This window comes from Bdellovibrionales bacterium (assembly GCA_041662785.1).
GTDB lineage: Bacteria > Pseudomonadota > Alphaproteobacteria > UBA9219 > UBA9219 > UBA8914.
Window position 1 is genome coordinate 1 of sequence record JBAZRW010000010.1, and the last position, 26,522, is coordinate 26,522.

25 protein-coding genes, 1 tRNA gene and 1 riboswitch are annotated in these 26,522 nt (G+C 52.7%); of the genes, 10 read left to right on the forward strand and 16 right to left on the reverse strand.

The window, feature by feature from the left end; genetic code table 11:
* Positions 1–216 precede the first annotated feature (216 nt).
* On the reverse strand, positions 217–603 hold the full coding sequence (locus WC612_07025) for a prepilin peptidase (protein MFA6280526.1): 387 nt from the start codon (positions 601–603) through the stop codon (positions 217–219).
* Between the two features lie 287 nt (positions 604–890).
* On the opposite strand from WC612_07025, the gene WC612_07030 reads away from it, so the two are divergent.
* Genes WC612_07030 through WC612_07040 form a run of 3 tightly spaced genes read left to right on the forward strand, consistent with a single transcriptional unit; the run spans position 891 to position 3,459 of the window.
* The gene (locus tag WC612_07030; GenBank protein ID MFA6280527.1) at positions 891–1,883 is read left to right on the forward strand and encodes an ATP-binding cassette domain-containing protein; all 993 of its coding nucleotides are present in this window, start codon (positions 891–893) and stop codon (positions 1,881–1,883) included.
* On the forward strand, positions 1,883–2,692 hold the full coding sequence (locus WC612_07035) for a hypothetical protein (protein ID MFA6280528.1): 810 nt from the start codon (positions 1,883–1,885) through the stop codon (positions 2,690–2,692). The genes WC612_07030 and WC612_07035 overlap by 1 nt, the downstream gene beginning before the upstream one ends.
* Positions 2,689–3,459, forward strand: a complete 771-nt coding sequence (locus tag WC612_07040) for an ABC-2 family transporter protein (GenBank protein MFA6280529.1) — start codon at positions 2,689–2,691, stop codon at positions 3,457–3,459. The genes WC612_07035 and WC612_07040 overlap by 4 nt, the downstream gene beginning before the upstream one ends.
* On the opposite strand, the gene WC612_07045 is transcribed toward WC612_07040, so the two are convergent.
* Both WC612_07045 and WC612_07050 read right to left on the reverse strand, forming a co-directional pair.
* The gene (locus WC612_07045; protein ID MFA6280530.1) at positions 3,456–4,220 is read right to left on the reverse strand and encodes a PIG-L family deacetylase; all 765 of its coding nucleotides are present in this window, start codon (positions 4,218–4,220) and stop codon (positions 3,456–3,458) included. The genes WC612_07040 and WC612_07045 overlap by 4 nt on opposite strands.
* Positions 4,213–5,493, reverse strand: coding sequence for a glycosyltransferase (locus tag WC612_07050; GenBank protein ID MFA6280531.1), 1,281 nt, complete (start codon positions 5,491–5,493; stop codon positions 4,213–4,215). The genes WC612_07045 and WC612_07050 overlap by 8 nt, the downstream gene beginning before the upstream one ends.
* 84 nt (positions 5,494–5,577) lie before the next feature.
* Between WC612_07050 and WC612_07055 the strand changes: the two genes are divergently transcribed.
* The gene (locus WC612_07055) at positions 5,578–7,170 is read left to right on the forward strand and encodes a hypothetical protein (GenBank protein MFA6280532.1); all 1,593 of its coding nucleotides are present in this window, start codon (positions 5,578–5,580) and stop codon (positions 7,168–7,170) included.
* A 127-nt stretch (positions 7,171–7,297) separates the two neighbouring features.
* Here the strand turns inward: WC612_07055 and WC612_07060 are convergent, their stop codons facing one another.
* Together WC612_07060 and WC612_07065 are read right to left on the reverse strand one after the other, a co-directional pair.
* Positions 7,298–8,284 (reverse strand): PfkB family carbohydrate kinase, encoded by a 987-nt coding sequence (locus tag WC612_07060; GenBank protein MFA6280533.1) that lies wholly within the window; start codon positions 8,282–8,284, stop codon positions 7,298–7,300.
* Between the two features lie 16 nt (positions 8,285–8,300).
* Positions 8,301–8,377, reverse strand: a tRNA-Arg gene (locus WC612_07065).
* Positions 8,378–8,516: 139 nt separating this feature from the next.
* On the opposite strand from WC612_07065, the gene hypB reads away from it, so the two are divergent.
* Complete coding sequence (gene hypB, locus WC612_07070; GenBank protein MFA6280534.1) at positions 8,517–9,287, forward strand: hydrogenase nickel incorporation protein HypB; 771 nt, start codon at positions 8,517–8,519, stop codon at positions 9,285–9,287.
* 9 nt (positions 9,288–9,296) lie between these two features.
* Here the strand turns inward: hypB and WC612_07075 are convergent, their stop codons facing one another.
* On the reverse strand, positions 9,297–11,564 hold the full coding sequence (locus tag WC612_07075) for a UvrD-helicase domain-containing protein (GenBank protein ID MFA6280535.1): 2,268 nt from the start codon (positions 11,562–11,564) through the stop codon (positions 9,297–9,299).
* Positions 11,565–11,840: 276 nt separating this feature from the next.
* On the opposite strand from WC612_07075, the gene WC612_07080 reads away from it, so the two are divergent.
* Positions 11,841–12,335: a GNAT family N-acetyltransferase gene (locus tag WC612_07080; protein MFA6280536.1), complete on the forward strand. Its 495-nt coding sequence runs from the start codon at positions 11,841–11,843 to the stop codon at positions 12,333–12,335.
* On the opposite strand, the gene WC612_07085 is transcribed toward WC612_07080, so the two are convergent.
* The 5 genes from WC612_07085 to WC612_07105 all read right to left on the reverse strand — a co-directional run bounded on the left by WC612_07085 (position 12,313) and on the right by WC612_07105 (position 19,116).
* Entirely contained in the window at positions 12,313–13,365 is a 1,053-nt protein-coding gene (locus WC612_07085; GenBank protein MFA6280537.1) for a GGDEF domain-containing protein, read from the reverse strand. The genes WC612_07080 and WC612_07085 overlap by 23 nt on opposite strands.
* A 71-nt stretch (positions 13,366–13,436) precedes the next feature.
* Entirely contained in the window at positions 13,437–15,503 is a 2,067-nt protein-coding gene (ligA, locus tag WC612_07090) for an NAD-dependent DNA ligase LigA (GenBank protein ID MFA6280538.1), read from the reverse strand.
* Positions 15,504–15,524: 21 nt separating this feature from the next.
* Positions 15,525–16,373 carry an ABC transporter substrate-binding protein gene (locus WC612_07095; GenBank protein MFA6280539.1) on the reverse strand — a complete coding sequence of 283 codons (849 nt, stop codon included), beginning with the start codon at positions 16,371–16,373 and terminating at the stop codon, positions 15,525–15,527.
* Between the two features lie 217 nt (positions 16,374–16,590).
* Positions 16,591–18,282 (reverse strand): DNA repair protein RecN, encoded by a 1,692-nt coding sequence (gene recN / locus WC612_07100; GenBank protein ID MFA6280540.1) that lies wholly within the window; start codon positions 18,280–18,282, stop codon positions 16,591–16,593.
* A gap of 18 nt (positions 18,283–18,300) precedes the next feature.
* A complete protein-coding gene (locus WC612_07105; GenBank protein ID MFA6280541.1) occupies positions 18,301–19,116 on the reverse strand; it encodes an outer membrane protein assembly factor BamD in 816 nt (271 codons plus the stop codon).
* A gap of 205 nt (positions 19,117–19,321) precedes the next feature.
* Here WC612_07105 and WC612_07110 point away from each other — a divergent pair, with 205 nt between their 5' ends.
* A complete protein-coding gene (locus tag WC612_07110) occupies positions 19,322–20,038 on the forward strand; it encodes a hypothetical protein (protein MFA6280542.1) in 717 nt (238 codons plus the stop codon).
* Between the two features lie 13 nt (positions 20,039–20,051).
* Here the strand turns inward: WC612_07110 and WC612_07115 are convergent, their stop codons facing one another.
* The 4 genes from WC612_07115 to WC612_07130 form a co-directional block, all read right to left on the reverse strand.
* A complete protein-coding gene (locus WC612_07115; protein ID MFA6280543.1) occupies positions 20,052–20,879 on the reverse strand; it encodes a methyl-accepting chemotaxis protein in 828 nt (275 codons plus the stop codon).
* A gap of 427 nt (positions 20,880–21,306) precedes the next feature.
* Positions 21,307–21,618: a hypothetical protein gene (locus tag WC612_07120; GenBank protein ID MFA6280544.1), complete on the reverse strand. Its 312-nt coding sequence runs from the start codon at positions 21,616–21,618 to the stop codon at positions 21,307–21,309.
* Positions 21,619–21,882: 264 nt separating this feature from the next.
* Positions 21,883–22,047, reverse strand: a complete 165-nt coding sequence (locus WC612_07125; protein MFA6280545.1) for a hypothetical protein — start codon at positions 22,045–22,047, stop codon at positions 21,883–21,885.
* A gap of 72 nt (positions 22,048–22,119) precedes the next feature.
* Positions 22,120–22,281, reverse strand: coding sequence for a hypothetical protein (locus WC612_07130; protein ID MFA6280546.1), 162 nt, complete (start codon positions 22,279–22,281; stop codon positions 22,120–22,122).
* A gap of 43 nt (positions 22,282–22,324) precedes the next feature.
* A riboswitch (TPP riboswitch) is annotated at positions 22,325–22,422 on the forward strand.
* Between WC612_07130 and WC612_07135 the strand changes: the two genes are divergently transcribed.
* Positions 22,417–23,277 (forward strand): hypothetical protein, encoded by an 861-nt coding sequence (locus WC612_07135; protein MFA6280547.1) that lies wholly within the window; start codon positions 22,417–22,419, stop codon positions 23,275–23,277. (Overlaps the previous riboswitch by 6 nt.)
* Complete coding sequence (locus tag WC612_07140) at positions 23,229–23,543, forward strand: plasmid partitioning protein RepB C-terminal domain-containing protein (GenBank protein MFA6280548.1); 315 nt, start codon at positions 23,229–23,231, stop codon at positions 23,541–23,543. Before WC612_07135 ends, WC612_07140 begins: the two co-directional genes overlap by 49 nt.
* Before the next feature lie 195 nt (positions 23,544–23,738).
* Here WC612_07140 and xrtD read toward each other — a convergent pair whose 3' ends face one another.
* A complete protein-coding gene (gene xrtD / locus WC612_07145) occupies positions 23,739–25,319 on the reverse strand; it encodes a VPLPA-CTERM-specific exosortase XrtD (protein ID MFA6280549.1) in 1,581 nt (526 codons plus the stop codon).
* Between the two features lie 354 nt (positions 25,320–25,673).
* Between xrtD and WC612_07150 the strand changes: the two genes are divergently transcribed.
* The gene (locus tag WC612_07150; protein ID MFA6280550.1) at positions 25,674–26,522 is read left to right on the forward strand and encodes a glycosyltransferase; all 849 of its coding nucleotides are present in this window, start codon (positions 25,674–25,676) and stop codon (positions 26,520–26,522) included.

Genomic DNA, 26,522 nt, shown 5'->3' on the forward strand with positions numbered 1-26,522 from the left:
CTCCTTCGCTCACTGGAAAAACAAGGTCAAAATACATCGAGGATTGAAGAAGGATCGGCGGAGAAAAATGATCAGCTTTTTGCTCTCAAAATCGTGAATCTACCCACACCTTTTGATCATTATGCCGTTTTTATTGTGTTTTACAAACTTCGCCCGATTTTGGATCTCCAAAACCAAAAAAACAGGGAGAAGGTGGCGGGGGCCACCCGTTTCTTTTTAGCGGCGCTCGCAATAAATCGTTGTGGTCGTTATGAGCGCGATGATCACAATGAGTGCCACGATAAGCGCCCACGTGAATCCAAAAACAACAAAAGCCGCCGCGATAGACGCCGTGGTTATAAGCTCAATCACCACATAACGCGTACCGATGGGCGCGGCGCAATGGCGGCAACGCCCACGCCCGATCAGCCATGACACAACGGGGATTAGATCGCGTGGTGTCAAGTGAGAGCCGCAACTGGGGCAGGTTGAAGGTGGCGAGACAATCGACAGGCCTCGTGGCAAGCGATAGCTGAGCATGGTTGTGAAGCTGCCCAGCACCAGCCCGACAAGCGTGCCGACAAACAGTCTGACGAAGGGTTCGTTGAGCAGGGGGTCGTTCATATTTCTATACCTAAAACAGGTGAGGAGTTGGCGGGTGGAAAAAACAAACGGGACTCCCGCTTTCGCGGGAGTGACGGTGTTTTTTGTGGTCACAGTTTCCTTTAGCGTCATCCCCGCGAAAGCGGGGATCCAGTTTTCTTATTTTTTCTGTTCCAGAAAACTAACTCTTGAAGTGGAAGTGGCATAGCATAGTCTTTTTTTAGGCTGATGGCCATGCCGTCCTTGAAAAAAAGGTGGCTTTATGACTATGATCCTTATCTTTGCACTCTTGTAAAGCAGAGATGATCATGGCGGATCCCATCATTCAGGTACAGGACTTAACACGCGGTTTTCGTGTGCGTGATAAGGATGCCAAGAAAAGCGGTTGGTTTTCGAGTCCGAAAACAAAAGAGCTTGTGGCTGTTCGCGACCTCAATTTTTCCATTCAAGCTGGCGAGAAAGTTGCCTTTATCGGCCCCAATGGCGCGGGAAAATCAACGACGCTTAAGATGCTTTCGGGCCTTTTGTGCCCTACGTCGGGGACGGCGTCCGTTTGCGGCATGACACCGTGGGAGAAGACGCAAGAATTGGCCTCCAAGATTGGCCTTGTGTTCGGGCAGCGCTCACACCTGTGGCCGCACTTACCTGTAAAGGACAGCTTTGCTCTGCTGGCCAAGATTTACTCTCTGGATGAGACGGCGGCGAACCAGCAAACGGAAAAACTAATTGAGGTGTTTGGCCTTACCAAGTTTTTTAATCAGTATGCTCGCACGCTTTCGCTGGGGCAGCGGATGCGCTGTGATATTGCGGCGGCGCTTCTCCACCAGCCGTCGGTTTTGTTTTTGGACGAGCCGACCATCGGTCTTGATGTGACGGCCAAGGCCTTGCTGCGTGATCACTTAAATCGCTTGGTGCAAGAGTTCGAAACGACAGTTTTGCTGACCAGTCATGACACCGACGATATCGAGAAAATCTGCGACCGCGTGATTTTGATCGATCGCGGGCTTAAGCTTTTGGATACGACGTTGCCTGTACTGCATCGCGATTATCGTCAGACAAAAACGTTGCTGCTTACGACGGAAGAAGAATGCCCCCTGTTCGATCATCCGCATGTCACGGTGGAAGAACAGGGCGATCATAGGCTTGTGCTTAAGGTGGACGTAACGCAGGTGAGGATGGAGGTTATCGTCGCACAATGCCTTGAGCGATTTAAGCTGCTTGACATCACAATTGAAGATTTGCCGTTGGAGGAGATTATTAAAACGATCTACCTTCACATGAAACACAAAAAGGCGGGATGATGGCTGGCCTTTCCAACTCTTTGAGTGTTCTTGGCATTGGGTTGCGTCTTGGCTTTCGCCAGACGATGCAGCAAAAGATTTTGTTCGTCGGCGCGTTCCTTGTCTATGCGACGATCATGGTGTTTTACGCGGGCATTATCAAAATGATCTCGCCCGCCGATCTGGCCAAGCATGGCTATAGCCATGCGCAGTTGATCTGGTATTTGGCGATCACGGAATATATGTTGTTCTCGTGCGTTTCCTGGGTTTTTAAAGAGGTGCAAAGCGATTTTCATAGCGGGCAGATGAGCCTGTCTCTGCTGCGTCCTTATCCCACCAGTTTGACTCGCGTGTCGATTTGGTGCGGTGAAGCGCTGGCGCGGCTTTTGGTGTTGTTTGTGCCAATGATGGGAATCACAGCCTTGCTGGCGGGCGCGTTTGTGATGACGCCTTTGCAAACGGTTGGCATGGTGCTGAGCTTGCCTCTTGGCGCGGTGATCACGGAGTGCGCTTTTTATATGATTGGCGCGTCGTGTCTGTGGTTTGCGCAGGCTGAACCTGCCTCATGGGTGTGGCAAAAGGCTGTGTTTTTGTTTGGCGCGATGATCTGGCCGATGGCGTTTTATCCGCTGTGGATGAAAGGGATCATGTGGGCCACGCCCTTTCCCGCCGTGCTGGCGGCGGCGGGGAGTTGGGCCTTGCATCACTCCGCGCTTTATTACGCGCTGGCGTTCCTGCATCAGGTATTTTGGGCAGCGGCGTTTCTTGCGCTCTTACGTTGGTTTGATGGCGTGATTATGCGCAAAATCCAGTCGGGGGAGGGTGCATGAGGGGGACTCTTTCCTATCTTTGGGCGCTGATGATGGCAAACATGAAAAGCCATGGCGCGCAGCTTAGACGCTTGTTCGTCATGTCATTTTTCATGATGATCCAGAACACGATGTTTTTTATCATCTGGATCCTTTTTTTCCAATCGGTCAGCGATCTTAAAGGTTGGCAATTGCCCGATTATATGCGGCTTATCGGAATTTTTGCCTCTTCCTTTGGCTTTTGCATGTTTTTCTTTTACGGCGTGCGGAACATCGCCTACTGGATACAGGATGGATCGCTGGACGCTTATATCACGCGACCTCGTGCGGTTTTGCCTGCCGTGCTTATGAGCGCCTCATCGCCAGCCAGTTTGGGCGACATTTTGTACGGCCCTATTTTGTGGCTAACACTGGGGGGGATGCCTCTATCAAGCTTGCCGTGGTTTCTGGTGCTGGCGATGATGTCCGCTACGCTTTTGCTGTCGGTTCTTATTATCATGTACTCCCTTTCATTTTGGCTAAAGGGGAGCCCGCGCTTTCCCGATCAGCTTTTTGAAATGCTTCTGATTTTTACGGGCAACATTCTTCATGGCCAGCCCTTTGCGCTTAAAGCGGTGGCCTTTACGATCATTCCCGCCGGATTCATTACCTATATTCCTGTTCAATTGACGCGGGAGTTTGACGCAACGCTTTGCGCATTGCTTATCGGCGCGATGATTTTCTATGGCGTTCTGGCTGTGATTGTTTTTAACGCGGGGGTCAGGCGTTATGTGCGCGGCGCTGTCTAACCCTTAAGCGCCGTGATGGCTTCGCTCACCTGCGCTGGCTTTGTGAAATCAATGCGAGGATGGCGAAAAGGAACCCACTGGAATCGAGCGTACCATAATTTTCCTTCATGCGGCGGCTGCGCGTAATCATAAGACGCCAGCGGCCTAAAGACCTCATGATCTGTTTTGATAGTGCCAAGGTTGCTTCGCTCACTGGCGTAAAGGTTTAAAAGGGTTTGTTTGTTCCCTTTTTCTTCGTCCGTCAGGCGCACAAGTCTTTCGGTTCCATTCGGGGAGGAAAAATGATTTGAATGAGCCTTCCCGCCTGCATAGTTATATTCTGAGAACTCAAGAATACTGATGTCTTGTTTTAATAGGCTGCATACGCCGTTGATGGCGTCATGATCGGTATGGCCGCCTTCATAGGCAGGAACCCATAGTTGATCAATGTCGTGTGACGCGATGGCGTAGCGGATTTCCTCTAGGACAGTGGGCAACTCATTGATCGCGTATCGTGAGGGACGGTCCGCAAACGCAAGCGGTTTGACCTTAAGCCGTTTGGCGGCCAACTCAGCTTCTTTGTGCCGACGCGCGACCATCGTGCGGTAATGCTCTCGCTGCCACGGCCACAAGGCGTTTCGCGCAATGCAGCCATTCGTCAGATAAAGGGAATAGATCCTTGCGCCTAAGGCTTGGGCGCGGCCTATTGTTGCGGCGCAGGCGACGACCTCATCGTCGGGATGCGGGACAAGGATCAGTATGTGATGACCAAAATCAGGCATCTTTTTTCTTTTCTTCCGCCGCTTTTTTCCATACTGGGTAAAAATCGTTCTCTAAAACAGTGCGCCAATCCGCGATCGATGTATCGGCATAAGCACGTGCGACTTTGCCCATGTGAAGGCGCGTGTTGGTTGAGCCTGTCACGTCGCGCAAGGCATTGGTCCAAGCCTCAACCCCACTGGGCACGACCAGCATGGCGGGTGTATTATCGCACAGGGCGGCGATGCCGCTTTTTTCCGACACAAGGATGGGGAGGCCTGAAACGATGGCTTCAACTGAAGCCGTGTTGCGAATTTCGATTTCAGAAGGAAGGGCAAAAACGTCAGCACTAGCGTACAGACGGGCGATTTCTTCAGGACTGACTTGTCCCGCCACTGTGACGTGATCGCCAAGGCGCTCCCGCAAATCTTTATCGGCGGGGCCCACGCCTGCCGTGATAAGGTGAACGGCGCGACCCTCGGCAATGAGGTTTTCCATCGCGCCGATCAGGGTGTAGATGTTCTTGCCCTCATCTAGCCTTCCGACGAAGAGGACAATGATGCGATCATGCGGGATGGCATAGTCTGCCTCCACGCCTGCGCGGTCACGTCTGTGAGGGCCGAAAAGGTCGCGATCCGTGCCGATACGCACAATGTGAACGCGCTCGTCCCCGATAATGCCTGCCGCAATGGCTCTGTCTTCGTCACGTTTGTAGAAAGCGGCGGTGCAGGCGCGAAGATGTTTTTTAAGGCGGTTTATTTTGGCGGCTTCCTGCCGTTCAGGTAGATGAAAAACATTGAGGAGCAACCGCGCCAGCCAGCTTTGCCCAAAAAGACGTTCAATAGTCAGTTGCGTAAATACCCGCGCATAGGCGGGCGTGTCGGTATGAAAAGACGTTGTGAGGGGAATACCTTTTTTGCGGCTTACTTTTTCCGCCGTTTGCGCGAAGCAGAAAAAGCCATCTGTCGTAACGATAACATCGTAATCCGTAAGCTCTTTCGCCAGTTCCTTATGATAGCCCCCTAAGTCTGTGTTATCGGGAACGTAGGGAAGAAACTTAAGGCGGCTTGTGCTAAATATCGGGGGCAGGCGTTTAATCCTTGCCTTGGCGCTTAGCTCTTGCGTGCTTGTCTCACCCGAAAAATAGGCGGTGAAGTCAAGGGGGAGGTCTGTGATAGCGGCTGCCTTAGCCAAATTTTCCCAACCTCGTGCATGGCCTCCCGACATAGGCGAGAGGGGCAGGTCAATCAGCGCGGCAACGCGCAAGGGGGCGGGGGATGGTTTGGGGCTTGTCATGGGCTGTCTTTTTGTCATCTAATGTGAAGCGGGCTTTAAGTTGTTCACGAGCGCGATTTTTCCATGAGTGGGAGTCTAAAACAAGTGCGAAATCTGTTTGTTCTTATTCTTTTGTGTTTGTGCCTTCCTGTGCCCGTTCAAGCTGGCGTTCTGTCCACTTCTGGTGAGATTCAAACGGGCCCGCGAGAGGCTCCAGCCGATAAAACCATCTCGGTTGATTCTGTTCTTGACGGCGTTTCGGGCGTTTTTGATTCTGTTGTCTCAACGATTAGTGACGGTAGTCTTCCTAAAAGCGATGAGAAAAACGATGCGAAGAAGGCTGAGGTTAAGGAATCCCCTGCACTGATTAAGGCCAAACGCCTTGAGACGGACAAAGAGACTTCTGCCCAAAATGGGCCGCCGCGTAAAGACGAACCTTCCGCTCCCTATAAAGTCTATACCGCGCCGATGATTGCGGATGATCCACCCGTGGTGATTGACCCAGCCCCTCCTTCTTCTAGAGTGGACTCCGTTCAAGGCGATGGCTTTGAAGGGTGGCAGACGCAGGCTCCCAAAACGGTCGATCTTAGCAAGCCGCCTGCCCTGACAGAGGAGGCGAAAAAAGCGGCGGGCCTTGATGTTGAGCGCGAGGATGTTTTATATGCGCCCGAAGGGAAGGCAGGAAAAACGGAAAGGGGAAGGGGTATCCCCCCCATTGCGGCGTTGCCCAAACAGTTTATCCCGATCCTTCCGATGGGTTTCGGCGCGAAAGCCGCGCCCCAGCTTTTACCTGTGGCTAGTAGCGTTGCACTGGATGAGGATCAAACGCAAGTTAAGCGCGTCATTGTTTTTATCCACGATATGACGCGTAATGCCGCTGATGGCATTGCTACCTTGATGACCTTGTCCGGCTCAGAGGGCGAGCAGACTCTTATTCTCGCGCCGCAGTTTCCTTTGGATGTTGATATCGTGCGGTTTGCCAAGTACCTGCCTGATTCTGGACGGCAGGTTGCGCGTTGGCGCATCGAAGACGGCTGGCAATGGGGGGGGGAGTCCACGTTAGGGGCTGGGCAGCGTGGGATTAGTTCCTATACCGCGCTGGATATCTTGCTTTTGTATCTTTCGGATCGTGAGCGGTTTCCGATGCTGGAGAAAGTCATTCTTGCCGGACATGGGCAGGGTGGCGATTTTGTTCAGCGTTATGCTGCGGTGGGGAAAGCCCCTTCTGTTTTGAAAAAGGAGGGATTGCCCATGCGTTATGTCGTGGCCAACCCCTCTTCCTATCTTTATATGACGGCCTCGCGTCCTTCGCCGGAAAGCGCACGTTTTATCGCGCCGGATGTTGCTTCGTGCCCCAATGTTAACGATTATCCTTACGGTCTTGCCTCTCTTTCCTCCTATGCCAAGAGTGCGGGGGCCAATGCGATCCGGCTGGACTATCCAGAGAAGCCCGTTCTCTATCTAGTGGGTGATAAAATTCTCATTGATCACTATCTGGATCGTTCTTGCGCCGCGATGGCGCAAGGCCCAGATCGAACAGTGCGGGGCAAGAATTACGGGCAGTATTTGTCCAAAAGCTTTGGTGAAACGGCGTTTGGTCACATGATGACGATTGTCCCGAATGCAGGTTATGACCCCGTTTCGCTTTTTGGATCGTCTTGTGGGATGGCGGCGTTGTTTGGCGATGGCCGGTGTTAACAATCTCTACTACACCTTTGGCTTTTTGCCCGTTTTCTGTGGTTCGCTGCGCACGTACCTAAACGTACGTTTACGCTGCGATCCTCGAAAACAATCAAAAATCCTTTGTTGTAGCGAGATTGACTCTTTAAATAATAGAGGGGAGAAAAGATTCCCATGATACGTCGGCGCGGGGACGCGCCTCGTTCTCGGCAATAATCGCGTCGGCGCAGCGTGTGGCAAGACGAAGACTTTTGTCGACGGGCCAACCCAGTGTTTGTGCCTTTAAAAAGCCAGCCAGAAATTGATCGCCAGCGCCAAGGGAATTGACAAAGCAGGCGTGTGGCATGGCGCGGTGGGAAAGGGTTTTGCCCGCATGGCGAGCGCAGGATCCTTGCGCGCCTTTGGTTGTCAGAATAATTTTTTCGGGGTCGGTGATCTCTCCCGTTATGGCAAAAAGGGCCTGCATCTCGGTTTCATTGCCGACCAAGATATCGGCATGACGGGCTACAATATCGTTGGCGTAGGTCTCGCGGCCTTGCCAGTTTCTGACTTCCGAAACGGTGATAACGATTTTGCAGGATGTCGTGGCGGCTTGCTCTAGGGCGTTTGCGATAATATCGGCCGTTTCAGCGTTGGAAAGTAAATTGCCGCCGACAAGAAGATAGCGCGTGGAAGAGAAATCAAAGGCAGAAAAATCGGCAGGGTTAAAATGATCCACACAGCCTTTATGGAGGGCAAAGCTGCGTTCGCCCCCTTCGGTCAGCAGAACGATGCAGGTTCCGGAAAGAAGATTTCCCGTAAGAGGGTTTGAGGCAAGATCATCAATCTTGCGCTCCGCCAAGTCGTCTGAAAAAGTGCGCCCCAGATCATCGTCCGCGACGTTGCCAAAATAGCCTGCGCGCGCGCCAAGAGCCGCAACCCCCGCGATGGTGTTGGGGATAGCGCCGCCGGAAAAGTGCTGTGGGGACTTAAGCTTGGCTTGAATCTCTTTGATTTGTTGTGCATCAAAAAAGCGGCCCGTATCGAGGGGAATATCATGGTCGTTGAGAAGGGCATAAGGAGCTGATGCGATGACATCAACGTAAGAGCGGCCAATGCCGACAACGTCAAAAAGACTTTGGTTTTGGATCATGAGCCATCAATAAAAATGGTGCACCCGAAGGAATTCGAATCCCTAGCCTTCTGATTCGTAGTCAGATGCTCTATCCAGTTGAGCTACGGGTGCATTGCTTTACCAGCAAGGCGCGTAAAGTAGACAATCGGCGGGCAAAAAGCAAAGGGTTTTTTACCCTTTTTTTCATGGCGTTGCTATTAAGGGCCGTATGCGTTAACCAGTATAAAACACGTCGATGAAAGGGTTTTTCATGTGCATCACTTGCGGTTGTTCCGGCGAACAGCATCACGATCATACTCATGGCCATGATCACCACCACGATCACGCGCCTTTAGGCGCTGTTCACGATCATGAGATGGGCGCGACCCGCGCCGTTTCGGTCGAGCAAGACATTCTGGCCGAAAACAATCGCTATGCGGCGCAAAACCGCGCGGCATTTCTGGCCCATAAAATTGTCGCCCTTAACCTGATGTCCAGTCCAGGGGCGGGCAAGACGACGCTTCTCACAAAAACGCTAGAGGCCGGACGATTTAAGGCGGGCGTGATCGAAGGTGATCAAAGCACCGACTTTGATGCCGAGCGCATCCGCGCCACGGGCGCTCCTGCTGTTCAGATCAACACGGGCGCGGGCTGCCATTTGGATGGTCATATGGTGGGGCATGCGCTGGAAGATTTAAAGGTTGACGAGGGCACTCTTGATGGTGGGGTCATGTTTATCGAAAACGTTGGGAACCTTGTTTGCCCTGCCTCGTTCGATTTAGGTGAAGCGGCCAAGGTCGTTTTGCTTTCCGTGACGGAAGGTGATGATAAGCCGCTTAAATATGCGCCTATGTTCGCCGCTGCCGATTTAATGCTGCTCACCAAAATTGATTTGCTGCCCCATGTGCCGTTTGATGTTGAGCGTTGCCTTGGGTTTGCGCGGCAGATTAACCCTAAGCTTACGATTCTGCAGCTTTCCGCTACGTCGGGCGAGGGCATGTCTGCGTGGCTGGAGTGGATTGAGGGCGTAGGAAAAGTTTAGGGCGGCGCGTTATCCCGCCGCCTTCACAAAACTCTCCATCACCTTTTTAAGGCCCGCTTTGTCAAAGGCGATTTCTAGCTTGTCGCCATCCACACGGCGAACAGTGCCAAGGCCGAACGTGCCATGCGTGATGCGATCCCCGACATTCAGCCTGCCTTCCCGCCGTGGTGCGGCGATCTCACGCGCTTTGCCTTCTATCTGTTGTGCTTGATGAGGCAAGGCGTGGGCGCGTCCCGCCTTAAGCTGCTGCCAAAGGGGTGGGGCTTTCTTCTCGCGCCGTTCTTCATCCCAGCCGCCCAAAGACGATGAGCGGTGCGCGGCGGTTTGGCCGATGGTTGAGCTTCTCTCGACATGCGTGGCAGGCAATTCGGCAAGGAAGCGTGAGGGTAGGGCGTTCACCCAACTGCCATAAACAAGGCGATTGGCGACGTGGCTGATCCACGCTTTTTGCCGCGCGCGCGTCAGGCCGACATAGGCGAGGCGGCGCTCTTCCTCCAGCCCCTTGTTGCCGTTTTCGGCTAGCGATAGGCGTGAGGGGAAAATATCTTCTTCCCATCCCGGAAGAAAGACAAAGTTGAACTCAAGGCCCTTTGCGCCGTGCAGAGTCATCAGGCTGACTTGATCAATTTCTTTGTTATCCGTGACTTCAAGGACGAGGCTCACATGCTCCAAGAAGGCGGGAAGCGTGTCAAACTCGGCCATCGCGCTGATCAGCTCTTTCAAGTTGTCGAGGCGGGACGGCGCGTCGGGCGATTTGTCCGCTTGCCACATGCCTGTGTAGCCGGACTCGTCCAAAATAATCTGTGCGACTTCCGCGTGTGGAAGCTCATTAAGAAGATCGCGCCAGCGGGCGAAGCTTTGCATCAGGTTTTGCAACGTGGCGCGAAGCTTGGGCTTCAGCTCATCCGTTTCCGACAAACGAAGCGCGGCCTCGCTTAGCGAAAAGCCGTGGTCGCGGGCGAACGTGTGGCACTGCTGAATCGCGGCGGGGCCGACCCCGCGTTTGGGTAGGTTCACGATGCGTTCAAACGCCAGATCGTCGTCGGGTGAGGCAACAAGACGCAGGTAGGCCATCGCGTCGCGGATTTCGGCGCGTTCATAAAAGCGAGCACCAACCAGCACGCGATAGGGAATGCCAAGCGCGATAAACCGTTCTTCAAATTGGCGGGTTTGAAAGCCTGCGCGCACCATGATGGCAACTTGTGAAAGGGGGATTTTGCGTCGCTGTAGTGCCTCAATTTCATCCGCCGCCCACCGCGCCTCTTCCTCGCCGTCCCACAGGGTGCGCACCTGAACCGCATCGCCCATATCGGCCATCGTCCACAGGCTTTTGCCAAGGCGCATTTCGTTGTTTTCAATGAGAGCCGAAGCGGCGGCAAGGATATGGCCCGTGGAGCGATAATTTTCCTCTAGCCGCACAACGGTTGCACCCGGAAAATCCTCTTCAAAGCGCAGAATGTTGCCAATCTCCGCGCCGCGCCAGCCATAGATGGATTGATCCTCATCACCCACGACGCAGATGTTTTTGCTTTTTTGCGCGATCAGGCGTAGCCACAAATACTGCGCGACGTTGGTATCCTGATACTCATCGACAAGCAAATACTGAAAGCGGTTTTGGATCTGCTCTAAGATGTCGGGATTTTGGCGCATCAGCGTCAGGTGATGCAAAAGAAGATCGCCAAAGTCGCAGGCGTTCAGCTCTAACAGGCGTTCTTGATACAGTTTGTAAAGTTTTGGCAGCTTGCCGTTTGCGATATCAAAGTGATCGTTGCTGACCTCATTGGGGAGAAGCCCGCGATCCTTCCACCGCTCGATAAAACTAAGGACGACGCGAGGCGGCGACTTTTTGTCATCGATGTTTTCGGCTTCCAGTAGCTGCTTGATCAGGCGCAGTTGATCGTCTGTGCCAAGAATAGTGAAGGAGGGCTTGAGGCCAACGCGCTCAGCATGGGGTCGCAAAAGACGCGCGGCCAGCGCGTGAAAGGTTCCAAGATACCAGCCCTCAACCGAGCGCCCGCCCAAAAGTCCAGAGACGCGCTCACGGATTTCGGCGGCGGCTTTGTTGGTGAAGGTCACGGCCATGATCTGCGCCGGAACGGCCTTGCCTGTTGCTAGAAGGTGAGCAAGGCGAGAGGTCAGCACGCGCGTCTTGCCCGTCCCCGCCCCCGCTAGGACAAGGATGGGGCCGTCCAACTGCTCTACAGCCGCCCGCTGCGCAGGGTTCAGCCCTTGCCAGTAGGGGGATTCGGGTTCTTGATTTAAAGCGCCAAAAGTCATGCCTTTGGCCTAACGCATTGATGCGATAGGTGCAAGGCGTTCTTTACCGCCCCCCTTGCGGGGGAGGAAAGTTTTTCTTGGGTTTGCGTAGCAAGTCCTTAGAAAAACTAGGTGGGGGGTCATGATTGGATGGGACGGGTTTCGACCCCCCACCTGCAAAAACTAAGACTTACTTCCGTCTTCGCTGCTTTGCAGCTTCGCCGGACAAGTCGTAAGCCTAAGTTTTTGCTTCCTCCCCCGCAAGGGGGGCGGTAAAAGAATTAGGCAACCTTAATTATGAGAACTTGTTTCATTATCACTCTCCTTCAGCCCAAGCAATCGCGGCAGTTAGAAGATTTTCTGACCCTTGGGTTTGGGGAGAGCTTTCGGCCTTTGGCGTGTGACTATATTGCGTGCATGTTTTCGGATGATTACCACAAGCCTGCTTTTCTGGTATGTGAGGAAGAGGGCGCGATCATCGGCGCAGCGGCGATTTCAGAGGAGTTATTTACGGTCAATACTTGGGGCATTAGCTGGTTGGCTGTGCATCCCGATCATCAAAAACAAGGACTCGGATCGCAGATGATTGAAGGGTGCGTTGAGGAGATTGCTAGGCGGATCAAAGTGCCATCAACGGTTATACTTGCCGTTTATGACGCCATTGCGCCATTTTATTATAAGGCTGGATTTAGCGGTACGACGCGTGTCCACGATGAGGGCGGCGGCCTATATTTGACCCGCGCCGTTCTGCCAAAATTGGCATCGTCGACTATTGCGCGTCCGGCTCTGTAACTGGCGCGGCCTTGGGCACGACCTTGTTGCGGCCCGTTTGTTTGGCTTCATACAAAGCCCCATCAGCGCGACCAATAAAACTGTCTGTTTCCTCATTGGGAATATATTCTGTTGCGCCCATCGAGATGGTGACGACGCCCAGATTTTCATTGGTGCGGCGGCGGCGTACTTGCTTGGTGGCCAAAATGTTGCGCAGCTGATTGCCGACGCGCTCGGCGTCCGCCACGGTGGTTTGAGGCAAAAGGATCACGAACTCCTCCCCACCATAACGGGCGATGATGTCGCGGCCTTTCAAGTTTTCAACCAGTGTTTTAGCGACAAGTTTAAGAACTTCATCGCCGATCAAATGCCCAAAGGTATCGTTGAACTTTTTAAAGAAATCGATATCGCACATCAGTAAGGATAAAGGCGTGTTATTCTCAACGGATTCATCTATGGCGCGTTTGATCTCCTCATCAAAATACTTGCGGTTGCCGACACCCGTCAACGCATCCGACAGCGAGGCCTTACGCACAACATCAAGGTTATAGCGCATCTCGGTTAGCTGTTGCGTTGAGTTTGTCAGCTGGGATTGAAGCCGCTGATTTTGTTCGGCCATGATGCGTGTTTCGTTTGCCACGCGGGACACGGCTGATTTAATCTGATCGATTGAAACGTTGGATTGAAGAGCTCCCGTGAAAGATGTCAGCGTTTGGTTGTACTGATTGGACTCATCCGCTGATTTTTCTAAAACCTTCATCACCGTGTTGATTTCATCAACAATGTTGCCAGAGGCTTTTTGGATGACCTTGTTTTCGGCCTCAAGACTAAGATGAGCCAGAAAGAGTTCCGTGCATTGTGATTGGGTCAGGCGCCCATCTTGATCAATGAGCAAACCCATCGCCATTTTCAGGTTAGGGTTCGAATTGGAAAAGTAACCGTAATAGACGGCAAAATTATCGGGCGTTGGAGCAAGGCCATGCTCTGCCATAAGCTCTATGGAAAGTTTGGCCCATACGTCAGGCAAATCTGTGTTCTTATCGTCGCTCACGGAGCCTCACAGGCGGGTGGTTGATTCGCGTTTCCCCAAGTTAGGCAAAAAGCGCTTCATTGTACAGAGGGTTAGAGGGATTCAATAAGATGGAGCCATGCGGCCTCATCCAGCACAGTAACGCCCAGCCCTACGGCTTTGCCTGCCTTGCTGCCAGCGTCCGTGCCCGCGACAAGAAAATCCGTTTTTGAGGATATGGATCCGGCTACCTTAGCCCCCAGACTTTCTGCCTTGGCTTTGGCCTCGCTGCGCCCCATGCCCTGTAAAGTGCCTGTAAACACAATGGTTTTTCCGGAAAGGGGCGATGGCCTTTCCACCTGAATAAAGGGCAGGATGGTCAACTCGTGGGCCAAATCGGCCAAAACTTGCCTATTATGCTGTTCGGCGAAAAAGGCGACGATGTCGCGGGCCACAAGCTCGCCAATCTGGTCAATGCCGATAAGAACCTGCCATGCCTCGGCCGTTTCGTCCTGCGCGGCGATCATGGAAGCTTGCAGGGCGTCAAGCGAGCCATAGTGCCGCGCCAGCAGTTTTGCCGTTGCCTCGCCGACTTGGCGGATGCCAAGGGCGTAGATGAGCTTGTCGAGGGAAACCTCGCGCCGCGCCTTAATGGCATCCAGAAGGTTGGCGACAGACTTTTCCTTCCATCCCTCGCGCTGGGTTAAGGCGGCGCGGTGCGCGTGAAGGCGGAAAATGTCGGCGGGCGCTTTGATTAGGCCAGCTTCCATCAGCTCACGCACGCGGCGCTCGCCAAGGCCTTCGATGTTGAACGCGTCGCGGCTGACAAAATGGCATAGGCGTTCCACCGCTTGCGCGGGGCAGGTCAGGCCGCCTGTGCAGCGGCGAACCGCCATGCCTTCCTCGCGCACAGCCTTAGCGCCGCAAGCGGGGCAATGATCAGGAAAGGCGAACGGCGCAGAGTCCTTGGGGCGATGGTGAAGGAGAGCCTCGACAATTTGCGGGATCACGTCACCGGCACGTTGCACGATAACCGTGTCGCCTTCGCGAATATCTTTGCGGGCGATTTCATCTTCGTTGTGAAGCGTGGCGCGGCTCACCATCACGCCGCCGACATTGATCGGCTCCAATTCCGCAACAGGGGTCAACGCGCCCGTTCGTCCGACTTGAACCGTGATGGCTTTTAAGATTGTTTCTGCGCGTTCAGCCGCGAACTTGTGCGCGATGGCCCAACGTGGAGCGCGGCTGACAAAGCCAAGACGTTCTTGCAGCGCGAAGTCATTGACCTTGTACACCACGCCATCAATATCAAAGGGCAGGGCGTGACGCGCCTGTTCAATCTCTTCGTAATAGGAAAGAATCTCATCCGTTGTGTGACACAAGCGGGCGGGTTCATTAAGGGCAAAGCCCCAAGCCAGAAGATGTTCGCGCAAGCCTTGCTGTGAGGTGAAGGGGAGGGTGGAGGCCTCGCCCAAAGCATAGGCGAAGAAGGAGAGAGGGCGCTGCGCCGTGATTGATGCGTCAAGTTGACGCACACTGCCAGCCGCCGCGTTGCGGGGGTTAGCAAAAAGAGGCTCGCCCGCCGCCTCACGCTGCGCGTTGAGCGCAAAGAAATCCGCGCGGTTCATGTAAATCTCACCGCGCACCTCAAGGACATTGGGCGCAAGACCGGCAAGCGTGTGGGGCACGTTCTTGATCGTCATTACGCCTGCCGTGATGTTTTCGCCGACTTGGCCATCGCCGCGCGTGGCAGCAAGAACAAGGCGTCCCCTTTCGTAGCGCAGTGAGGCCGATAGGCCATCGATCTTCGGCTCGGCCATCATGGCGATGGGGGCAGAGTCGGCAAGGTTCAAAAAGCGTCGGATACGCGCGATAAAATCGGCCACGTCCTCGGCGGCAAACGCGTTGCCCAAGGACAACATTGGCACGCTATGCGTGACCTTGCTAAAGCCTGCGGCGGGCGCGGCGCCAACCTTCTTTTCAGGATCGTCGGCGGGGGCAAGGTGGGGAAAGGCTTCGCGTAGCGCCTTGTATTTCATGCGCAGAGCATCGTAATCCGCATCCGAAATCTCTGGCGCGTCCTTTTGGTGATAGAGCGCATCATGCCGCGCAATCTCAGTCGCCAGCGATGCCATCGCAGCAGCAGCTTCCAAAGGGGTGCGGGGAGGGAGTGTGGTCATGTGTCTTGCGTAAAAGAGGAATTATCTAGGCACAACATAGGATGGGGTAGGAGAATAGTATTTTACCCCATAGTTTTTTTCGTATTTTTGAAGAATAGTTTCTATAACGCCGTCATCGGCAAGTTGTGTAATGGCGTGATCAATCATATCTCTTAATTGATACTCGCCGCGTCTAACAGAAAGAAGCTCGCCATAAATGCGAACGGGAGGAATACTGGCTACTTTGCGAAGCGTATTCGGGTTTGTTTTCATAAAGTCATTTACAAGACCAACATCGCACATGACAATATCAGCTTTCTTTGTCATGATTTGCATCAGAAATTCACTCCCCGAAGCCGTCATAGGCAGAGAAACGATGGTGGCATTGGGAAGTTTTTCCTTCGCAAGATCGTAGCTATAGTCGCCATCAATTGCGGATATTTTAACATCTTTTATGTTCGCTTTCTCGATATTGCTATCAAAGCGTTGGTCGTCGGCGCGTGTGAAGGCATGAACCGGGTTATAAAAAGTTGCCCTTGTCATAGTTAGCGTTTGAAGGCGTCCGGCTGCTGGCCAAAGGGAGGCGCACATGACGTCAAATTTTTGGGCGTTTAGCGCGGCTGCAATTTCGCCACTACCTGTTTCAACAATCCAGTTTATTTTAAGACCAAGGTTCCTGCCGATGGCTTCCATAATATCATAATTGATGCCAGACACTTTTCCAGTGTTTGGGTCTTTGATAATATAGGGGGGCCAAGTAATATAGCCGCAGTTTATCGTTTTGCTTTTTTCAACGCGCAAAAATGCGGTTTCTTCAGCGTGTGCGGGCAGGCTCGCAGCGAGCAAAAGAATAATCATTAAACCAAGATGAGCATATGGGCGAAATGACATTATGGATTCTTTCTGATAGAGGTAACAAGCTCAAAGTTTATCTATAGATGGTATTCCAATCAAGAAGCTTCATAGTACGTAACTCATTTTTTAAAGCCATAAGTTATAATCGTCATTGCGAGCGGAACCCCCGCGAAGGCGGGGGAATCCAGCGCCGCGCGGCTGGATGGCCACGTCGGCCTTTGGCCTCCTCGCAATGACGGTAAAATGTCAGTCATCACAATCTTACTGCTTTCTTTGGTGTTTGAAAATTATCCCCCATTAGCGCTCGTGCGGCGTCGCGGGCGGCGTCGGTGGTGGCTGCGCCTGCCAACATCCGGGCGATTTCTTCAAGGCGCTCATCGTGCGCAAGGGGCTTAACATCCGTGGTGGTCGCTTTGCCCTTCGTGCTTTTGCTGACGCGCAAATGATGGCCGCCAAGAGCGGCGACTTGCGGGCTGTGTGTGACGACTAGAACCTGCACGTCGCGCCCCAGCTGCGCGAGGCGGTGTCCTACGGCGGAGGCGGTCGCGCCGCCGATGCCTGCATCCACCTCATCGAAAATAAGCGTCGGGACAGGGTCGGCTTTGGCCAGCACGACTTTGATCGCCAGCATAAAGCGCGAAAGCTCGCCGCCTGAAGCGACTTTGTTGAGGGGCGCGAGCGCCTGCCCCGCGTTGGTTGTTGCCATAAACGCGACGCGATCAAGCCCTTCCGCGTTCCATGCGGCTTCATCTTGGCGGGTGACTGTCGGCTCAAACACCGCGCGTTCCAGTTTGAGCGGCGGCAATTCGCGCATAATATCGTTGGCGAGTTTGGCGGCGGCTTTTTGGCGTTTGTCGCTGAGTTCCTCGGCGCGTTTGACATAAGCCGAGCGGGCGAGCGATACGGCTTTGGCGAGTTTGGCGAGTTGCCCACCTTGATCGGTAAGCAGCGCAAGGCGTGCGCGTAAATCCTCATGGATCGCAATTAAATCGTCCGTATTATGGCCGTGCTTGCGGGCCACGGCGCGGAGCTTGAATAGGCGTTCCTCGATTTTATCAAGGCTCGCGCCGTCGTTATCGATGGCCGCCCCAAACCGCTCGATCTGGATCGACGCCTCCTGCGTTTCATTGATGGCGCGATCCACAATAGCCAAAATGTCGGAAAGCATGGGCGCTTTGTCAGCAATTCGTGCCAGCGTCTTTCCGGCCAAGGCGAGCTGAGCCGCCGCGCCGCGATGACTGCTAAGTGCTTGCTCGGTTGTTTGAAGCGCTTCCAAAATCTTCTCACGGTGCTGCAATTGCGTGCGCTGCGCCGCCAGCGCTTCGGTTTCCTTGTCTTGTGGCGCGAGGTCGTCCAACTCCGCCACCGCGGCTTTAAGAAACTCTTCCTCATTTTGCGTGCGCTCATGTAAAGCCAGCGCATCGTCATAGGCGGAGCGAGCCTTGTGCCAGTCGTCAAAAGCCGTGCCGGTTTGTTTTTTAAGCGCCCCCGCGCCCGCATAAAGATCGAGAATCGTGCGGTGGTTGGCGGCGTTCAAAAGGCCATGTGTTTCAAACTGGCCGTGAACTTCGATCAAAGCATCGCCGATTTGGCGCAAGAGAGCCACGCCAATCGGTTGATCGCAAAAAAAGGCGCGGCTTTTGCCGTCCTTGCCAATCACGCGGCGCAGGGTCAGGGGATCCTCAAAACTTAGGCCTTGTTCTTGAAGTAAAGCCTTAAGATCGGGCGGCAATGCGCCAGAAAAGCTGGCCGTGACAGAGGCTTGATCAGCGCCTGCGCGGATAAGGCCCGCATCGCTTCGTGCCCCCAAGGCAAGAGCCAGCGCGTCCAACAGGATCGATTTTCCCGCGCCCGTTTCGCCTGTCAATACATTCAGTCCCCCTTCAAAGGAAAGCGTCAGCTTTTCGATCAGGACGACATCATGGATGATGAGTTGGTTTAGCACGGCGGGTCCACTTTTGGTTTAAAACGCCTTGTCCCAAATCTTGCCGATCCAGCTTTCCTTATTCTCTTCGGGGGCGAGATCGTTTTTCACAAGAAGGTTATAACTGTCTTGATACCACGAACTGCCCGGAAAATTGTGACCCAGAACGGCGGCGGTGGCTTGCGCCTCGCTCACGATACCCAGCGAGAGATAGCATTCGACAAGGCGGTGTAGCGCTTCAGGCACATGGCTGGTGGTCTGATACTTTTCGACGACATTGCGAAAGCGTCCGACGGCGGCGGTGTATAGTTGTTGCTTCATGTAATTGCGCCCGACTTCCATCTCGGCCCCCGCCAGATGATCGTTGACCAGTGCAATTTTTAGCACGGCGTCTTTGGCGTAGGTTGTTTCGGGAAAGCGGCTAATAATCGTTTGCAGGCGTTTCAGCGCGTTGTGAGCATAGGTTTGATCGCGCCGCACGTCCGTTAGTCGTTCATAGTCGCACAAGGCAGCAAGGTAATAGGCGTAAGGCGTGCTGTCATGGCCGGGATGAAGCTGAATGAATTGTTCCAAAGAGGTTAGCGCAGCATCGTAATCCATAGCTTGGTATTGGGCATAGGCCCCCATGAGCTGTGCTCTGGTTGCCCACGTCGAATAGGGATGCTGGCGCTCGACCTCTTGAAACTGCTTAGCGGCCTCCTTGTAATCCTTTTGATCCATCAGGTCAGAGGCATGCGAATAAAGCTCCTCAACGGGTTTGTCGGGAGGCAGCGGTTTGTCCTCGCTCGCGCAAGCGCCAAGCGTGGTTGTCAAAAGCAAAAGAGCTAAAAGGCGGTGAAAAGAAGTGAAAGTCACGGCGCGAATCCCATAACAGTTTGATGGTGGGGAACTATAGCAGGCGTCCGCGCAAAAATCACCTTGGATCCCACAAAGCCCTAACATGAAGAAAAAGCTATAATTCTCTGATTTTTCCGTTAACCAAACCGCCGCGTTGCATGACCAAAAATAAAGAGATAGGCTTATGAAAAAGGGTAGGCCTTTAACTAAAAAAGGGGGCGGCATGATGGACGAGCAAGAAGTGGAAGCTAAGGTTGGCCAGATTTTTGCTGAGTTTATAGAGGCAATCCCTTCCCACATTGTGACCGATCCAGAACATATGAATTACTTGTGTAGTCTTTTGGTGGGGTATTATTTGCCTTGTTCTGTCCCCGAAGAGGCTCAAAAGATTTCCTCTGTTTTTAATCAAACTTTGGATCAGGATAAAGGGACTCGTGATGGCGTGGGGTTAGTGTGGGAGGCCACGCAACAGGTCTGCCAAATCCCCCAAGAACATGAATCCATATACAAGGACGTCGTCAAGACTTTGGAAGAATTCATGAGGCTTGACGCAAACCTTTCTGGACTCTTTGAGAAAAAAACAATTTTTTCGTATAAAAGGTATGTTGATACTCATAAATTTCTTTATGAAAACGCTGACCATGAAGAAACAAAACAGGAAACCGTTTTGCGTGTTTGGCATAATTACTGCGCTCTGATGGATGAAAAGGAAACGGCCGCCACCCCAGCCAGTCGTGAGGCGTTACTGTGCTATCAGAAGGATTTAGATTGGGTTGGGAAGAACACCCGTGACCCCGATGTTCAAAAGGGGGTTTCCAGTGCCCGTGTAAAAATAGAACAAGACATACAGACGATGCCCGTGCCAGAAGAAAAGTTTTATGTTGTTAAACGGCCTGCCTTTTTTCTTCAATATGCAACGCCTTCTTTTGAGACACACTGACGCGGCATCTGCCTTATCCCTTTCGCACCTTTTCGACAAAGGCGGCCACAGTATCGCGCATGACAGCGGCATTGCGCGTTAGCCCTTGGGACTCGCTCAAAAGCGTTTTTGCATTTTCCCCTGCATTGCGGATGGCTGTCGATATGCCCGATATGTTGGAGGATACTTCTTGGGTTCCTACCGCGGCCTGTTCGACGTTGCGGGCGATTTCTTGCGTCGCGGCGCTTTGCTCCTGTACGGCCGAGGCAACGCCGTTGACGTGTTCAATGGATTCAGAAACATGATGGATGGCATCGACGGCTTTTTTCGTTTCCGTTTGAACGGCTCCGATCTGTTGCGCTATTTCGTCGGTAGCGCGCGCCGTTTGGTTGGCGAGGGACTTAACCTCATTTGCAACAACGGCAAAGCCTTTGCCTGCATCACCAGCGCGAGCCGCTTCAATCGTGGCATTGAGCGCGAGTAAGTTCGTTTGCGCCGCAATATCATTGATAAGGTTGACCACTTCACTAATGCGCGTGACGGCGGCCTCAAGTCCATTAATAACGGCCCCCGTTGAAGAGGCATCGGTGACGGCTTGTTGCGTTGCCTTTGTGGATTCCGTCACCTGTCTTCCGATTTCTTCAACAGAGGAGGAAAGCTCTTCCGTGGCGGAGGCGACGGCCTGAACATTAGCTGCGGCTTCTTCCGAGGCGGCTGCCACAACGGTCGATTGAGAGTCAGCTTGTGCTGACATAGAAGCTAGAGACTGCGCGCTGTTCTCCATACCTTGGGCGGCTCCGGCGACCCCTTGGACGACGGAAAGAACACTCGACTCAAAATCGTCGGCAAGTTTGAGCATCATGGCCCGTCGTTCTTCCTCGCTGCGGCGTTTACCCATATGCGAAGATTGTTAAATATGAAGGCCCCTTTGTTTGTGCTGAATTCGTATCAAAGATTGTGTTAACCATGTTTCCCTTTATTAACCAAAACTTCAAGCAATAGTTTTTTTAAAAAAACGCAAATGCATGTTTTTTTTGTGATTTTTAAGTGGGCGGGTTTGCTCTTTCTCCTTCTTTGACGATTTCTTGTTTAAAGGTACACTGGGACAGAACATGCCTTCCTTTTGACTGGGTTATCCCCTGATGTCCGATGCTCCCCTCATCCACTGTGTCGTGCCTCTGGCAAAGCGCGTGCCGCCTGTCCTTGGCGTGGGCGCTTTTTTGAAAAACGCGCTCTGTCTTATTCAGGGGAATGAGGCGTGGATCAGCCGTGAAAACGGATCACTGGATTCAGCGGAGGCGATCCACCGCTTTGAGGCAACGGCGCAAGGGCTGCTGGCCTTGGCGCATGAGAACCCCATCGTGGTCGCCCATGATCTTCACCCTGATTTCCCCTGCACGCGCTGGGCTGTTGAGAGCGGTCTGCGTACGGTCGCTGTTCAGCACCACCATGCTCACGCCGCTGCCGTGATGGCTGAGCATGAAATCGCGCATCCCATTCTGGCGCTTACGTTGGATGGCTTTGGCCTTGGCGAAAATAATGAAGCATGGGGCGGCGAGCTTTTGCATGTTCGTCCCGATGGTTTTACGCGCCTTGGTCATTTGCTCATGCTTCACCAAGCGGGCGGCGATGTTGCTGCACGACAGCCTTGGCGCATGGGCGCGGCGGCGCTTTGGGCTATGGGGCGCGGGGATGAGATTGCCTCGCGCTACAGTGCGTTTGCTGGCGCAGCGCAGCTTGCCGTGATGATGGAGCGCGGCCTCAACGCGCCTTTGACCAGCAGTGCGGGGCGTCTGTTTGATGCGGCTTGCGGACTGCTTGACGTGATGCCCGTCGCCTCGTTTGAAGGTGAAGCCCCCATGACGTTAGAGAGCCTTGCCGCGCAAAGGCAGGGCGCTCCGCTGGTCGATCAAGAGGGCTGGCGCGTGGAGGCAGCGGGGCTGATCCTTGATATGCGTCCTTTGCTGGTGCGTCTTGCGGACAGCAAGGCGGAAGGTTTGGCTATAGAGGATGCCGCCAGCCTGTTCCACGGAACCTTGGCATCGGCGCTGGTCGATTGGACGAAGCGTGCCGCCGCGCGGGTAGGTGTGCGCGAGGTTGCTTTATGTGGTGGGTGTTTCCTCAATGCGATTTTGCGAAGTTTGGTGGTGCAGGGCTTGACGGACGCAGGCCTCACGCCGTTGCTGCCCAAACAATTGCCGGTGGGCGATACCGCCATCGCTCTGGGGCAGGTTTATGCGGCTGCGCTGACGTTGGATGAGCAAGAAGCCCCCCCCCCTTTGACAAAACACAATTTCTTTTCTAGGCTCTCTCTTACTGGGGTGCCCCTTTGGTTGAGGGCTGAGATGATACCCATTGAACCTGATCTGGGTTATGCCAGCGAAGGGAGTAGTCCTTGAATGAACGTCGCCGCGTTGCGGACGCGATCGTGTCCAACCTTTTTTCCCATGTCCTCTCTTGCTCTTCCATCGGCGGGTCGCCGGATCCATGTCGGATTCTCGCACCTTCAACGTATTGGTAAGGGCGCGACGACGGATGTCTGGTTCTCCGATGGCTATTCGCCAGAAAAGGAAACGCCGCTCGCTTGGGCAGCGGTGAGGCAGTTTGAGCTATTACAAGAGGCGGGCAATCTAGCGATTGAGGATTTGGACGTTGCCGACACGCGCCGCGCCTTTCAATCCATGATGAAGATGCGGGCGGGTGGCTACCGCATGACGATGATCATGATGGGCGATTATAGCGACGAGCCAGAGCGCGATGATCTGGCCATCGTTGATCAAAAGCTTCAGGACGAAATCGCGCAGCTGATCAACTTCCTCTATCTCAGCGAGCTAAGCGAACGCGCCAGCGCCCAGAACGCTGAGGCGTTGCAAAGGCCTCTTTGGTCGTGTGAGGAAGCGCTTCCGCATATTATCCAGACGCTCAGCGCCAAAAAGTTGTTTAAGCCAGAGCGCGAAACGCTGGCCGAGAAAACCTTTCTCGCTCTTTTGAAAAAACTTCCCGCAAGCCATATTGTGCATGACACGGCCATCGGCCTCGTCTTGCCCGATGCGACAAAGGAGAAAAACTGGACGTACATCGCGGCGGGCGAAAACACCTTTGCCTCTTTTCAAAACGCGATGACTACGGTTCTGGGCGGACTGGATAAGGGGATGGCCACGATGCGCCATATGCGCGGCTATGGCGACCGCCTTGGCTCACGCTTTGAAGGATGGGGTATGCGCTTGCACTACTTGCCGCTACATCCAAAGAACAATTAACTGAGCCAGACAAACCGAAGAAGATTGCAGGACTAGATGATGAACAGATGTTTCGAATGGGGCGCGAAATGGGAAGTTTACAAAGGGAGTTTAAGTTGATTGAAGAATCCTACGGAGGGGATGTTTTGAATCTGACTCTAATTAAAACGTGGTTAGCCCGCCTCATCAGAAATGGAAATATAAGCAAGTACATGGCACATCATTATCCAGATCTTCTAGAGCAATTTAAACAAATTGCTGGCATAGAATCTTTGAATGCTCCTTGATTGGGCCCATATAGTCGGCATTGCTGCTTTAAAACTACATACGTGTTTTTTAATGATTTCTATAAACTCGCCGCCCTATGCTTATCGAAGCTGACCTACCCTCGCATTTATATACTACTCGTAAATAGAGTCTTTGGTAATGTAGTACCTGACGGTCCGGGCAGAAAGAGGCTGTCGGCTCGGGACTCGCGGCAGTTACGGCACATAGGGTTGAGTCAGAGCATAGGACTCAGAAAGAAAGGCTTGCATCCTTCGATCTGCGTCTTGTTCCGTTTCCTGTGGGGCAATCGTTGTTGTCAAACGGACAAGAGCACCATCTGTGCGATGTTTCATGATCGAGTCGACGAACAGATACCATTTTGCTTCATATTGCTCATTTAGGATACGACCGCGACCGGCAAACCAATAATAAACGAGCATTGCCTGTTGTCCTTCCCTTATCAAAAGGCGAGAAACAGGTATTGTTTGTGCGCCAAGGTCTATCGGTTCAATGCTCCGTTTTTCTATGCGCCACCCGCCGCCTGGCAAGCAATTTGAGGGGGAATGGATAGACGAGCCAACCCGTTGGCTCTTATAATAGGCCATGTACAGATTGACTGACACCTTGTCTGCGTCGCGTTGATAGTTTGCTAACAAATAGTCATCGAGCTTGAGTGTGGAAAGTGTCGCGGAATCGATGGGCTCATTCGTGCCAACCCACCCTTCAATTTGAGCAGGGAAAGATTGGAACAAGGGCCGTTGAGGTATAATTTCCTGCCTGTTGTCCAGCGTACCTATCACCAAAATGAATGCCGCAATACCGCTTATGAAGAGCGTTATGAGGGGAAGAGTGCTTAGCGTCATCTTTCCCTTGGCAAGAAGGGCACCATGTGCCAAACCAAGATAGTCGTAACGAAAGAACTCGCCATTAGAGCCTTTCTTACCGAGCAAATTTAATAGTTTCATTTCACCAAAGAGAAAGGCAACGCAGACAGAAAAAATAACCCAGCCTTCAAAATCATGAAGCACGCCTTCCGCCATGGAAGCTCCCCATTGATTTACCGTCACCCCGACAAGTGCAATTCGCAGCGCATTCATTCCGATAGTGAGGGGGATGGCGGACAGAAAAAGAACGATACGTTTCCACATTTTGTCGTTGTAGAGAAACGCCATTAAAAAGCTAAAGCTCATAAGAGGGAAAAGGTATCGAAGTCCGCTGCAGGCTTCGACAACTTGAAGCTTATACCCCCCCAAGTCGATAATGTTCCCCTCCTGAAAAACTGAAACATTCATAAGCTGCAAAATAAAGACGCCAAGTGTTGAGGACCAAAGTTGCATTTCTGCCGACAGCGCCACATAAATCAAGCGAGGCAAAGGGATCGCGAAGAAAAGATAGATAAAAGACGGGGTAATCGTGGACGTGAAACTCTTGCCAAAAGTGGCCAAAGTGATCCCGACCAAAGTTAGAATAAATCCGTAATGAGCGGGCGGTTCGAAAGCAGAAAGGTGAGAAATCGCGATCAACGTAATCCCGAACAAAAGAACAGGAAGACCAACCCATGACGGTTTAATGTCGGGCTGTCTTTCGGTTAAGCGATGCCAGCCAATTAAAAGGGCAATGAGCGGGATCAGCGGACCATGGCTATATTCATCAGCTTGCCAAGCGGCCCCGAGATTCAGAAGACTCTCAAAAGGTAAAATGAAGAGGAAAGTGCAGTTTAGAACAAAAGCAAGAAATGATGCTGTCTTGAGCCATGCAGTAGGGAAGCCCGCTTTAACTGTCTGATATCTTACCATTTTTTTATCCTACCATTAATTCAGAGTCTGAATTGCAGTCTTTCAGAACTTGGCCTATAAAACCAGTGGTCATTGCACAAGTCAATTATTTAGCATTGCATGTCTTTGAGGATGTTAGGATGAGGAAAAACCCATGAAGGTTCTTCATATTTGTGAAACAGTTAAGGGAGGCACTGCCACCTATCTTAATGAGTTGATCCCCCTTCTTTTAGCGCGAAAGGATAAAATGCAAGTGAGGCTCTTGATGCCTCGCGAGCATATCACGGAAGTTCCAGATATTGGTCCCGCGTCTCTTGTTTTCTTCTTTCGCCCTAACCGTGCATTTGGGTTGTTTTTCTTGTTTTGGTCAACATATTGACCCTTGCTCGGTTTCGCCCGGATATCGTCCACGCGCACTCAACCTTTGCTGGCGTTGCCGCTCGCCTTTTGGGCCCCTTGTTTAGGGCAAGAGTTATTTATTGTCCTCACGGCTGGGCGATGGATCGGGAACAGCCGAACTATCTGCGCCACTTTTATACCTTGGTTGAACGAGGCTTAGAAAAACTCACGACACACTTTGTCGCTGTTTCGGAACATGAGCGTCAGCGCGGGATAAGGGCGGGTTTGCCACCCGAAAAAATAACGACTGTTCACAATGGGCTGCGCTCTAATGTTCCAGCACATGAATCCACATTGTGGGACTACTCACGCTTGAAGGTTTTGTTTGTAGGGCGTTTAGACCGAGATAAAGGAATCGATGTTTTGCTAAACGCCAGTCAGCTCTTGAAACATAAAGTTGTTGTGCGCGTTATAGGGGGAGCCGTTATAGAAGAGCTATCCGTTAATTTTTCTGATTATCCTCATGCCGAATTTTTAGGTTGGTTGGATGCACCCTCAATCCTGCCTCATATGGCGTCCTGCGATGTCGTGGTCGTACCATCGCGGTGGGAGGGGTTTGGTTATGTTGCCGCAGAAGCTATGCGCCTAGGAAAAGCCGTCATTGCCACTCGCGTTGGGGGCCTTGTTGAGCTTGTTGTGGATAAGGAAACGGGCTTCCTCTTTCCTTCGGAGGACTCGAAAGCTTTGGCGGGAATTTTAAGTCAGGTGGATAAATCAGAACTTCAAGAAATGGGCGCAAAAGGGCGAGACAGATTTCTGAAACATTTTACGGCCTCGCGCATGGCACAGGCAATCATCCATTTATATGGAGAAATAAAGCACTAG

Bases quoted from the DNA above. Each gene is read 5' to 3' on its own strand.
- WC612_07025 (MFA6280526.1), bottom strand. From the start codon at position 603: ATGAACGACCCCCTGCTCAACGAACCCTTCGTCAGACTGTTTGTCGGC.
- WC612_07030 (MFA6280527.1), top strand. From the start codon at position 891: ATGGCGGATCCCATCATTCAGGTACAGGACTTAACACGCGGTTTTCGT.
- WC612_07035 (MFA6280528.1), top strand. From the start codon at position 1,883: ATGGCTGGCCTTTCCAACTCTTTGAGTGTTCTTGGCATTGGGTTGCGT.
- WC612_07040 (MFA6280529.1), top strand. From the start codon at position 2,689: ATGAGGGGGACTCTTTCCTATCTTTGGGCGCTGATGATGGCAAACATG.
- WC612_07045 (MFA6280530.1), bottom strand. From the start codon at position 4,220: ATGCCTGATTTTGGTCATCACATACTGATCCTTGTCCCGCATCCCGAC.
- WC612_07050 (MFA6280531.1), bottom strand. From the start codon at position 5,493: ATGACAAGCCCCAAACCATCCCCCGCCCCCTTGCGCGTTGCCGCGCTG.
- WC612_07060 (MFA6280533.1), bottom strand. From the start codon at position 8,284: ATGATCCAAAACCAAAGTCTTTTTGACGTTGTCGGCATTGGCCGCTCT.
- hypB (MFA6280534.1), top strand. From the start codon at position 8,517: ATGTGCATCACTTGCGGTTGTTCCGGCGAACAGCATCACGATCATACT.
- WC612_07075 (MFA6280535.1), bottom strand. From the start codon at position 11,564: ATGACTTTTGGCGCTTTAAATCAAGAACCCGAATCCCCCTACTGGCAA.
- WC612_07080 (MFA6280536.1), top strand. From the start codon at position 11,841: ATGAGAACTTGTTTCATTATCACTCTCCTTCAGCCCAAGCAATCGCGG.
- ligA (MFA6280538.1), bottom strand. From the start codon at position 15,503: ATGACCACACTCCCTCCCCGCACCCCTTTGGAAGCTGCTGCTGCGATG.
- WC612_07095 (MFA6280539.1), bottom strand. From the start codon at position 16,373: ATGTCATTTCGCCCATATGCTCATCTTGGTTTAATGATTATTCTTTTG.
- WC612_07110 (MFA6280542.1), top strand. From the start codon at position 19,322: ATGATGGACGAGCAAGAAGTGGAAGCTAAGGTTGGCCAGATTTTTGCT.
- WC612_07115 (MFA6280543.1), bottom strand. From the start codon at position 20,879: ATGATGCTCAAACTTGCCGACGATTTTGAGTCGAGTGTTCTTTCCGTC.
- WC612_07120 (MFA6280544.1), bottom strand. From the start codon at position 21,618: ATGACCAAGGCGCGTAAAACCATCGGGACGAACATGCAAAAGCTCGCC.
- WC612_07135 (MFA6280547.1), top strand. From the start codon at position 22,417: ATGAACGTCGCCGCGTTGCGGACGCGATCGTGTCCAACCTTTTTTCCC.
- WC612_07140 (MFA6280548.1), top strand. From the start codon at position 23,229: ATGGGGTATGCGCTTGCACTACTTGCCGCTACATCCAAAGAACAATTA.
- xrtD (MFA6280549.1), bottom strand. From the start codon at position 25,319: ATGGTAAGATATCAGACAGTTAAAGCGGGCTTCCCTACTGCATGGCTC.